The organism is Kistimonas scapharcae, from assembly GCF_039540975.1.
GTDB classification, from domain to species: domain Bacteria; phylum Pseudomonadota; class Gammaproteobacteria; order Pseudomonadales; family Endozoicomonadaceae; genus Kistimonas; species Kistimonas scapharcae.
In genome coordinates this window covers 20,820-31,100 of record NZ_BAABFL010000064.1, presented here as the reverse complement: position 1 = coordinate 31,100, position 10,281 = coordinate 20,820, and the positions used below count along the sequence as shown (strand labels likewise).

Sequence of the window (10,281 nt, the reverse complement as noted above, 5' to 3'; positions counted from 1 at the left end):
CGTATGAAAGCATGAGCGGTAGCAACATACTGCGGATTTTCAGGCTTGGTTCAAGGCTTTCAATGAAACGTCAACAGCCCCTACAGGATTGTCCGGGCCTATGCTGCCCGGACAATCCTCTGTACATAAACGGTTGTCACACCCCAGGTGAACACCGCAGGAAATGCGTCAATAAGCTCAAAAGCCCCAGGCAGATAGTTTGTCAGGGGATAACTTACCGTGATAACCCTGACACCCTCTCCCTTTTCACAGCAACGCTGGGCAAACCGGGTAATCAGATCATCTTCAAGATTAGAGCCATAGAGATAAATGACATCAGGCTTACCAGGCAGCGACTCCTCCATATCACCACAAACGAAGCGCATCTGTTCTTGGCAGCCAATTCGTCTAACCACACTGTCAGCCCGACTGACAAATTCTGGAATATGTTCAAGGCCAACAACACGGCAACCAATCACTGTTGCCAACCAGAAACAATTACGCCCGGTCGCAGCCCCCACTTCGAGCACTTCATCGCCAGCATTAATGCCTGCCCGTCTTTGGATTCTAGCCAGCGTCAGTAGTGGGGTTTCACCGAAACAGTGCACATCCGATGATGCTTGCCCAGAATAATAATCCCGGCTCAATCGCCAGGCATCGCGCCTCGAAAACAGCAACCGGCGCCAGAACTCTGTTCGCAGGAAGTTCCAGTTAATCACAAACGGCAGTGCCTGCAGGGCTAAGCGCGCCTCTCGCACTGAAACCAGTATTGAGAGCGGCCACAGCCTCACCCGCTCCCAAAATGTCATCTGCCTGCTTTGTAGGCCTTCCATACCCTCTCCCGAATGGTGTTTTTTCCCTCATAAATACCGCTTATCGTCTATAAATCTGTAGCCAGACAAATACCCGGAACCCCAACGCACCACTCAGGTCTAAAGAATCAATACCTATGACTGGCAATCCTTGCCCTAAATGGAGTTTAGCTGCATCCCTACGATCAGCACATACTCACAAATCACACATTTGAGTAAAAAGGAGGCATCCATGAAACTGCTCAAGATCAACACCCTGTTTTTATGTCTGCTGACAGCAGTGATCAGCATCAACAGCCAAGCCGATGACAATCCAGCTTCCCCTGCAACCAACGACACCATTGATCAGATGGAAAGCGCACAGCGCGCACTGCTCGACCATTACGAAGCCAACATCACCATCACCAACAACTCCCAGTTCACACTGCTATTCACAGGCTGCAACCCTGTCGAGGGCAAAAAAAGCCGCTGCACGGTCAACGAACCCAGTGTCGCCGATCCTCACGCAACCCTCTACGTTGGCACAGCCAAAAGCAGCAAGCACGGACCTTCTGGTGACTTCACCTTCATTGCAGAACATCTGGGCGCCATTCCGTTCAAGCTCAACTACCAATTCAACAAAGATACCCGCCTGACCCATCTGCAGATTAATGCCACAGCCAGTGAGCCTTCCCCCCTGCGGTTTTCCATTGATACCGAAAGCTGTACGAATAATCCCGACGCACAAGGCATCATGCGCTGCTGCAACTTCGACCGCTCACGACACACGTTGCATAAAAATTATGAATACCAATGTACACTGCCTGTTACTGCTGAACTGGCAAGCCCATGAGCTTGCCTGTAAAGTATTTTTTACACATAATCCATTCCCAACCGCCACGGAGTGGCGCTATAACCATAATAATCAGGCCTTTTGAGCGGATTACACCCTATGCAGACAGAGCAAAAAAAACTGTCAGATACCGATCAGCGTCGCGTCGACGAGGTCACCTCAACCGGTATCAACAGTGTCGAACGGGAACCCTTCCACCCATGGCGCATGATGCTGTGGCTGGCAGTTGTTATTGTCGTCTTCGGCGTAATTGCCCGATACCTCGGCAAGCTGTACCTCCCGTAATCACCTAACCACCCTTTGAATGACCAGCCCGGAACTGAAATAACATGAACAACAGTGAAAACGGACTGCACAAGGTCGTTGTCGTCGGTGGTGGTGCCGCTGGCCTGGAACTGGCAACCCGTCTTGGCAGAAAACTCGGTGCACGCAAAAAAGCCCATGTCACGCTGGTTGATACTCGCATGACGCATATCTGGAAGCCGCTACTGCACGAGGTCGCGGCGGGCTCCCTGAACTCCTACAGCGATGAACTGAATTATGTCGCCCAGGCTAACTGGAATCACTTCCACTTCCAGCCAGGCCGAATGATCCAGCTGGATCGTCAGAAACAGGCAATTACCCTAGCCGCAACAGTGGATACCAATGGCAAGCAACTGCTGCCTGAACGCACACTGACATACGATACACTCGTCATTGCCGTAGGAAGCCATTCGAATGACTTTGGCACTCCCGGTGTTCAGGAACACTGTCTAACCCTCGACTGCAGGGAACAGGCCGAGCAGGTGCACGCCCGCTTCATCAGCGAATACCTCAGGGCACAAGCTGCCGAGGATCCCAGCGAAAAGATGAACATCGCCATTGTCGGCGCTGGCGCCACCGGCGTTGAACTGGCCGCAGAACTTCACTATGCAGCGAAAGTCATGGCTCGCTATGGCATGGATGCCATCAAACCGGAAAACGTCAACATCACGATTATTGAAGGCAGTGATCGTGTATTACCGGTTCTACCCATGCGAATCAGTACAGGCGTACAAAAGCAACTCGACAAGTTGAAAATTCGCACACTGACCGGCCATATCGTCAAAGAGGTCACAGAAGCTGGGCTGGCCACCAATCAAGGGGAGTTTGTTAAAGCGGAACTGAAAATCTGGGCAGCCGGCATCAAGGCACCCAATTTCCTGAATCATATGGATGGACTGGAAACCAATCGCATCAATCAGCTGATCGTCAAGCCGACCCTTCAAACAACACTTGACGACAATATTTTTGCCATTGGTGACTGTGCATCGTGTACCCTGGTGAATCGACAAGGAGAAAACTACACAGTCCCCCCTCGCGCTCAGGCGGCACATCAGCAGGCCAGCCTCGTCGCCCGATCCATCATTGACAGTCTCAAGGGAAAAGCACCCGGCAACTTCAGTTACAAAGACCATGGATCACTCATTTCGCTGAGTACCCATACCGCCGTTGGCAACCTGATGGGCAACCTCACCGGAAACATCATGCTGGAAGGCTTTCTGGCCAGAATGTTTTATATATCGCTGTATCGCCTCCATCAGATGGCACTCTATGGCAAGTGGCGGACGGGAATCATCATGGTCAAGGATCTGCTTGAACGCACAACACGACCAAGACTGAAACTGCATTGAATGGCGAAATCTGGCAGGGAAGCCTGAATAGTAAAGATAGATAAAAGAGAAAATGGTGGGTCGTGTAGGATTCGAACCTACGACCAATTGGTTAAAAGCCAACTGCTCTACCAACTGAGCTAACGACCCAAGAAGGAGAAATACTGGCAGGTATTACCCTGCCCGAATAAGAATGGTGGGTCGTGTAGGATTCGAACCTACGACCAATTGGTTAAAAGCCAACTGCTCTACCAACTGAGCTAACGACCCAACAAGTGACAACGCTCGATCATCACTTTTAAATTGGCTCCCCGAGCTGGACTCGAACCAGCGACCCAATGATTAACAGTCATTTGCTCTACCAACTGAGCTATCAGGGAACGGCCTGTGCCACTGCACAAATAAAAATGGTGGGTCGTGTAGGATTCGAACCTACGACCAATTGGTTAAAAGCCAACTGCTCTACCAACTGAGCTAACGACCCACAAGTGACGACACTCGATCATCACTTTAAATTGGCTCCCCGAGCTGGACTCGAACCAGCGACCCAATGATTAACAGTCATTTGCTCTACCAACTGAGCTATCAGGGAACGACCTGTGCCAATGCACAAATAAAAATGGTGGGTCGTGTAGGATTCGAACCTACGACCAATTGGTTAAAAGCCAACTGCTCTACCAACTGAGCTAACGACCCAACAAGTAACGACTCTCGATCATTACTTTAAATTGGCTCCCCGAGCTGGACTCGAACCAGCGACCCAATGATTAACAGTCATTTGCTCTACCAACTGAGCTATCGGGGAACAGCGTTTCGGATGCCGTGATGTGCATCACTCAACGGCGGCGAATAATAATAACTTTCCGGAAAGAGTCAAGCCTTTTCATCGTCATAAAGACATAACAGGTATAACCCGAAGGCCTAAAATGGCATCAAAACCAACAGATACTCAGATGTTTTTTGCCGGTCTCAAGCCCACCGGCTGCAGCAGCGGCAGGGATGCCGCGGTAGCGACGCAGGGCAGGAGCCCTGTCGGAGCGGCGAAAGCCGGTGGGCTTGAGATTGGCTGGCACAATATCTTCTACCAAAAGCATTGAACACCAACCTCAAGCCCACCACATACCTGCAGCCAGACGACTTCAGATCAAGCAAACACCATCTGATCGTCTTCAGTAGACGCCTTAATGGTATGTCCCGGGGGGAACCGCCCAGCAAGGATTTCCTGCGCCAGTGGGTTTTCCAGATAGCGCTGAATAGACCGTTTCAGTGGTCGTGCACCATAGACAGGGTCAAAACCGGCTTCAACCAACTTATCCAATGCCGCCTGATCCAGCTCCAGCGAGAGATCATTCTCATGCAGCCGCTTGCGAAGTTGTTCCAGCTGAATATTGGCAATGCCGGCAATCTGGGCTTTTGCCAATGGGTGAAATACCACCAGCTCATCAATCCTGTTCACAAACTCAGGCCTGAAATGGTTGCCTACCACTTCAACCAGAGCATGCTTCAGGGTTTCAAAGTCATCATCCTTAAGTGTCTGAATCATGTCTGAACCAAGGTTAGACGTCATCACCACCACCGTGTTTCTGAAATCAACCGTACGTCCCTGGCCATCAGTCAGGCGACCATCATCCAATACCTGCAGCAGGATGTTGAAAACGTCAGGATGCGCTTTTTCCACCTCATCCAACAGCACGACAGAATAAGGTTTGCGCCGTACGGCTTCGGTCAGATAACCGCCTTCCTCGTAGCCAACATAGCCCGGAGGTGCACCCAGCAACCTGGCAACAGAATGCTTTTCCATGAATTCAGACATATCAACCCGAACCACGGCATCCTCGGTATCAAACAGGAACTCGGCCAGCGCCTTGCACAACTCCGTTTTACCCACACCGGTGGGGCCAAGAAACATGAACGAGCCATTCGGCTTATCGGGGTCTGACAGACCCGCACGGGAACGTCGAACGGCATTAGAGACCGCCACAACAGCTTCATCCTGACCCACAACACGACTGTGCAACGCCTGCTCCATTCTCAGCAGCTTATCGCGCTCACCTTCCAACATTCGGGAAACGGGTATGCCGGTCCAGCGAGAGACAACATCCGCAATCTCTTCATCCGTCACTTTGTTACGCAGCAGCTTCATCGGACCATCTTCAGCCGTTTCCGCCTGCTGCATCCGTTTTTCGATTTCCGGCAGCTGCCCATACTGAATCTCTGACATTTTCGCGAGATCGCCATTCCGGCTCGCGGCTTCCAGCTCAAGCAGCAACTGCTCTTTTTCTTCCTTCAGCTTATGAGCACCCTGAACAACGGCTTTCTCACTCTTCCAGACATCCTCCAGGTCGGAGTACTCTTTCTCCAGCTTACCGATCTGTTCTTCAAGCATTGTAAGCCGTTCACGGGATGCCGCATCTTCTTCCTTGCTCAGCGCCTGCTGCTCAATCTTCAGCTGGATCAGTCGACGCTCCAGCTTATCCATACTTTCCGGTTTAGAATCCATTTCCATACGGATCCGACTGGCCGCCTCATCAATCAGATCAATGGCCTTATCCGGCAACTGTCGGTCAGTAATGTAACGATGGGAAAGCTTGGCCGCCGCAATGATTGCTGGATCAGTAATGTCCACATGGTGGTGAACTTCATACTTTTCTTTCAGGCCTCGAAGAATGGCGATGGTGTCTTCCACCGTGGGCTCATCCACGAGAACCTTCTGGAACCGACGTTCGAGCGCAGCATCCTTTTCAATGTACTGGCGGTATTCGTCCAGCGTCGTGGCACCCACACAATGTAGCTCACCGCGCGCCAACGCCGGCTTGAGCATATTCCCGGCATCCATGGCACCATCCGCCTTACCGGCACCGACCATGGTATGCAGCTCATCAATGAACAGGATGATCCGACCTTCCTGCTTGGCCAGGTCATTCAACACTGCTTTCAGGCGCTCTTCAAACTCACCACGGTATTTGGCACCCGCCAAGAGCGCACCCAGATCCAACGACAACACCCGCTTGTCCCGAATACCTTCTGGCACCTCACCATTCACAATCCGCAGCGCCAACCCTTCAACAATAGCGGTCTTACCAACACCGGGCTCACCAATCAGTACGGGATTATTTTTCGTGCGACGCTGTAACACCTGAATGGTTCGACGAATCTCATCATCACGACCAATAACGGGATCCAGCTTGCCCTGTTCAGCTCTCTCAGTCAGATCCAATGTGTATTTGGCCAACGCATTTCGACTGTCTTCCGCATTGGCGTCATTGACAGATTCACCACCACGAATATTTTTTATGGCGGTTTCCAGAGCTTTCTTACTGACACCCTGACCATTCAGGGCTTTGCCCAATGATCCACTGTCGTCCATCATGGCCAACAGCACGGTTTCACTGGCGATAAACTGGTCGTTATTCTGCTGGGCCTGTTTATCGGCAAGATTCAGAATACGCAGCAGACTTTGGGAAGGCTGGATATCACCCGTGGGATTTTTCACCACAGGCAATTCTTCAATCAGCTGTTCAAGTTCGGCCCTCAGGCCTTCAATATCAAACCCCACCTGCATCAACAGTGGTTTGACAGAGCCCCCCTGCTGAGACAGCATGGCCTGCAACAGGTGCACCGGTTCAATCTGGTTATTGTCCCGGCCGATCGCCAGCGACTGGGCGTCGGCAAGGGCTGACTGGAGTTTGCTGGTCAGTCGATCCGCTCTCATCATTACCTCCGACAAAACTGCCCGAGACAATGCCACGGGCATGATTCGTTTGACTTTCGATGAGAACTATATGATGGCGACCTACCCCCTTTTCAAGGCAGGATTATATGTCAGTTTCAGCCAGCCAGATTACAGAAGCCATCCGGCCGGACTTTGCGCCATCTCGCCGGTAAGAAAAAAACAGGTCTTCCTGACGAACCGTGCAATAGTCCCCTCCATATACATCATAGATGCCTAATGTCGCGAGACGCTGTCGGGCTAAGGTGTAAATGTCCGCAAACCAGCGATCCCCCTGCCCTGCCACAAAAGCACTTTCCGCTTCAGGATCATGCGCCAGAAATACCTCTCGCACCTCCGGCCCCACCTCAAAACACGGTTGACTGATAGCCGGCCCCAGCCACACCATCAGCGCATCCGGCGAGTCAGCAAAGGTCGCAGCGGCATTTTCCAGCACACCACCGGCCAGCCCGCGCCAACCGGCATGAGCTGCCGCCACATGAGTACCAGTACGGTTACAGAACAAAACAGGCAAACAATCAGCTGTGAGCACGGCGCAGGGATGCCCTCTCACATCTGACCAGCAGGCATCAGCCTCTGCCTCCACACACTCCAGATCAGCCTGAACCACGTCAGCACCATGCACCTGCTTCAACCACTGAATGTGATCCAGTGCCCAGTCATGCATCAGTAACGCGCGATTTTCTACCACCCTGTCAGCTTCATCCCCCGAGCGCAGCCCAAGATTCAGACTTCGCCAGGGGCCGTCGCTGACTCCACCACTCCGGGTTGTTACGAAGGCTTTCACCGAGGCCGGCGCAGGCCAGTCCGGCTGCAGATAACGACCGTCAGAAAACAGGTTCTGTGGTTTCGACATAGGCCTGCTGATCCCCCTCAAGTACTTCGAGTAATTCCACGAAGTCCGCAGGCAAGTCGGACTCCCACACCATATACTCTCCTGAAACCGGATGCACCAGACCCAGGCGACGAGCGTGCAACACCTGACGACCAAAGTTACGTAACATATCAACCAACTCAGGCGTCGCCGCCTTGGGCAACTTCAGCCGACCGGCATACAAGGGATCCCCCACCAGGGGATAACCGATATGCGCCATGTGTACCCGAATCTGGTGGGTACGACCGGTTTCCAGCTGCAGCCGAATATGGGTATGGGCACGGTATCGATCAATGATCCGATAATGTGTGAGGGCATACTTACCGCCCTCGGTCACCGCCATTTTCAACCGGGTAGCAGGGTTACGACCAATCGGCGCCTCGACCTCTCCCCCGGTAGTCATGCTGCCGATCGCCACCGCTTCATACTCACGGCTGACACTCCGCTCCTGTAGCTGATCCACCAGATCAGCGTGCGCGGCCAGGGTTTTCGCCACCACCATGAGACCGCTGGTATCCTTATCCAGCCGATGAACAATACCGGCGCGAGGCACACTGGCAATATCCGGATAACGGTACAACAAGCCATTCAGCAACGTACCGCTGTAATTACCTGCCGCCGGGTGCACCACCAGCCCTGCCGGCTTGTTGATCACGGCGATCGCCTCATCCTCATAGATAATATCCAGCGGGATATCTTCCGGCTCCCAGCGATCATCATTCTCAACTTCGGTGGCCAGCGTGAGTAGCTCGCCACCGAAACACTTCTCTTTCGGTTTGCAGACTTTGCCGTCCACCTTCATGTCACCCGAGCGAATCCAGGACTGCAGGCTGCTGCGAGAGTAATCAGGGAAAACCGCCGCAGCGATCTGATCCAGCCGCTTGCCACCCAGCTCATCCGGGACGCGGGCCTCAAGTTCTATCCGTTCTGTCATTGATTAGCCGAACAGTAAATTCCAACAGGGTTCAGGAAACACAGGCAGCCGTCACAAACGCGGATGAATCGAGCCTGCCATTGCAGAAAAATCCACGATTTTAGCGTTTGGGATTAGGTTATGACCTATGTTTAAATACGAAGAATTAACGTCACGCAGTTTATCACACCACGTCCGGTTCCGGGGGACGGAAACCTCAGGGATATTGAGCAAACATGTTACTGAGCAAACGATTTTTTATTCTGGCCCTGGTCACATTCCTGACAGCCTGCGCCAGCAGCGAGAAAGAGAAGGTTCCCGAGAACCTCTCTGAAGCCGAATTGTACCGTCAGGCCCAGCAATCGCTGGAGAACAGCAACTACAGCCAGGCCGTTGACAAACTCCGGGCACTGGAATCCCGCTACCCGTTCGGTCCCTTCGCCGAACAGGCGCAGCTGGATCTGGTCTATGCCTACTACAAGAACATGGAGCCAGAAGCCGCACGGGCCTCGGCTGAGCGTTTCATTCGCCTGCACCCACAACATCCAAACGTGGATTACGCCTATTACATGCGTGGTCTGGCGTCTAACACCGCAGACCTTGGCTTGATTGAGCGGTATGTCCCGGTTGATATGTCCAAGCGTGATCCGGGGCAGGCTCGCCAGTCCTTCAACGAGTTCTCTGAGTTGCTGCAACGCTTTCCGGACAGCCCTTACGCCAACGACGCCCGCCAGCGGATGATCGCCCTGCGTAACCGCCTGTCATACTACGAGCTGCACGTCGCAAACTATTACATGAAGCGCAAGGCCTATGTAGCGGCGATTAACCGCGGTCGTTACATTGTCGAGCACATGCAAGGTACGCCAGTCGTCGAAGAGGCCCTAGGGATGATGGTGGAAGGCTATCAGCATCTGAACCTGGAACAGCCGGCTAATGAAGCGCTGGAAGTTTTGAAAACCAACTACCCGGACAGCAAGCTGATTGGTGAAAACGGTGAGTTCACGGGTTACAAGGTCTATGCCGATGTTGATCCGTCCGTATGGAATATCATCACCTTTGGCCTGGTTGACGGGAAACCAGCCGACGAGATCAAGCCTGACCCTTACACCCCAAGAAGTCGCTCCTGGCTGAATGTAATCACCTTCGGCCTGCTGGGCGACAGCGGTAATGAGGCGACAGCTCCGAAACCGCCGGAACAGTCCACCAAGCGATAAGTTCAGTTAAAATACAAACAGGGCTCGCGCAAGCGAGCCCTTCTCTTCTTAAGTATCAATGCAAGAAATAACTATGACTACTGCTGTAAAATGCCCAACATGCGGCAAAAAAGTACTCTGGAAATCCGAGAATAAATTTCGCCCTTTCTGTTGCGAGCGGTGCCGATTGATTGATCTTGGCGCCTGGGCCAAGGAAGAGCACAAAATACCGGGAGATAACCAGTTCGATGATATTATGGAAACCGATTTAAGCAGCCAGTAAAATAAGCAAGTACATACCAATATCCATTCAAACC

At 52.5% G+C, this 10,281-nt stretch carries 10 protein-coding genes and 7 tRNA genes; 5 read left to right on the top strand and 12 right to left on the bottom strand.

Features of this window, described 5'->3' with window-relative positions; translation table 11 throughout:
* Nucleotides 1-98: 98 nt before the first annotated feature.
* Nucleotides 99-812, bottom strand: a complete 714-nt coding sequence (locus ABD892_RS03530; protein ID WP_345193899.1) for an SAM-dependent methyltransferase — start codon at nucleotides 810-812, stop codon at nucleotides 99-101.
* Between the two features lie 211 nt (nucleotides 813-1,023).
* Here ABD892_RS03530 and ABD892_RS03525 point away from each other — a divergent pair, with 211 nt between their 5' ends.
* The 3 genes from ABD892_RS03525 to ABD892_RS03515 all read left to right on the top strand — a co-directional run bounded on the left by ABD892_RS03525 (nucleotide 1,024) and on the right by ABD892_RS03515 (nucleotide 3,275).
* A complete protein-coding gene (locus ABD892_RS03525; RefSeq protein ID WP_345193897.1) occupies nucleotides 1,024-1,623 on the top strand; it encodes a hypothetical protein in 600 nt (199 codons plus the stop codon).
* 99 nt (nucleotides 1,624-1,722) lie between these two features.
* Nucleotides 1,723-1,908, top strand: a complete 186-nt coding sequence (locus ABD892_RS03520) for a DUF3094 family protein (protein WP_345193895.1) — start codon at nucleotides 1,723-1,725, stop codon at nucleotides 1,906-1,908.
* A gap of 44 nt (nucleotides 1,909-1,952) precedes the next feature.
* Complete coding sequence (locus ABD892_RS03515; protein ID WP_345193892.1) at nucleotides 1,953-3,275, top strand: NAD(P)/FAD-dependent oxidoreductase; 1,323 nt, start codon at nucleotides 1,953-1,955, stop codon at nucleotides 3,273-3,275.
* 53 nt (nucleotides 3,276-3,328) lie between these two features.
* Here the strand turns inward: ABD892_RS03515 and ABD892_RS03510 are convergent.
* From ABD892_RS03510 to rluD, 11 genes are all read right to left on the bottom strand, one after another.
* Nucleotides 3,329-3,404: transfer RNA gene (locus ABD892_RS03510), tRNA-Lys, on the bottom strand.
* A gap of 44 nt (nucleotides 3,405-3,448) precedes the next feature.
* Nucleotides 3,449-3,524 (bottom strand) — tRNA-Lys (locus ABD892_RS03505).
* A gap of 34 nt (nucleotides 3,525-3,558) precedes the next feature.
* A tRNA-Asn gene (locus ABD892_RS03500) sits at nucleotides 3,559-3,634 on the bottom strand.
* 28 nt (nucleotides 3,635-3,662) lie between these two features.
* Nucleotides 3,663-3,738: transfer RNA gene (locus ABD892_RS03495), tRNA-Lys, on the bottom strand.
* A 32-nt stretch (nucleotides 3,739-3,770) separates the two neighbouring features.
* A tRNA-Asn gene (locus tag ABD892_RS03490) sits at nucleotides 3,771-3,846 on the bottom strand.
* Nucleotides 3,847-3,874: 28 nt separating this feature from the next.
* A tRNA-Lys gene (locus ABD892_RS03485) sits at nucleotides 3,875-3,950 on the bottom strand.
* Nucleotides 3,951-3,983: 33 nt separating this feature from the next.
* Nucleotides 3,984-4,059, bottom strand: a tRNA-Asn gene (locus tag ABD892_RS03480).
* Nucleotides 4,060-4,186: 127 nt separating this feature from the next.
* A complete protein-coding gene (locus ABD892_RS03475) occupies nucleotides 4,187-4,348 on the bottom strand; it encodes a hypothetical protein (protein WP_345193890.1) in 162 nt (53 codons plus the stop codon).
* Between the two features lie 50 nt (nucleotides 4,349-4,398).
* A complete protein-coding gene (gene clpB, locus ABD892_RS03470; RefSeq protein ID WP_345193888.1) occupies nucleotides 4,399-6,966 on the bottom strand; it encodes an ATP-dependent chaperone ClpB in 2,568 nt (855 codons plus the stop codon).
* A gap of 103 nt (nucleotides 6,967-7,069) precedes the next feature.
* A complete protein-coding gene (pgeF, locus tag ABD892_RS03465) occupies nucleotides 7,070-7,840 on the bottom strand; it encodes a peptidoglycan editing factor PgeF (RefSeq protein ID WP_345193885.1) in 771 nt (256 codons plus the stop codon).
* On the bottom strand, nucleotides 7,812-8,792 hold the full coding sequence (gene rluD, locus ABD892_RS03460; protein ID WP_345193883.1) for a 23S rRNA pseudouridine(1911/1915/1917) synthase RluD: 981 nt from the start codon (nucleotides 8,790-8,792) through the stop codon (nucleotides 7,812-7,814). Before rluD ends, pgeF begins: the two co-directional genes overlap by 29 nt.
* A 215-nt stretch (nucleotides 8,793-9,007) precedes the next feature.
* Between rluD and ABD892_RS03455 the strand changes: the two genes are divergently transcribed.
* Together ABD892_RS03455 and yacG are read left to right on the top strand one after the other, a co-directional pair.
* Entirely contained in the window at nucleotides 9,008-9,985 is a 978-nt protein-coding gene (locus ABD892_RS03455; RefSeq protein WP_345193881.1) for an outer membrane protein assembly factor BamD, read from the top strand.
* Between the two features lie 58 nt (nucleotides 9,986-10,043).
* The gene (yacG, locus tag ABD892_RS03450) at nucleotides 10,044-10,247 is read left to right on the top strand and encodes a DNA gyrase inhibitor YacG (protein WP_345193879.1); all 204 of its coding nucleotides are present in this window, start codon (nucleotides 10,044-10,046) and stop codon (nucleotides 10,245-10,247) included.
* Nucleotides 10,248-10,281 lie beyond the last annotated feature (34 nt).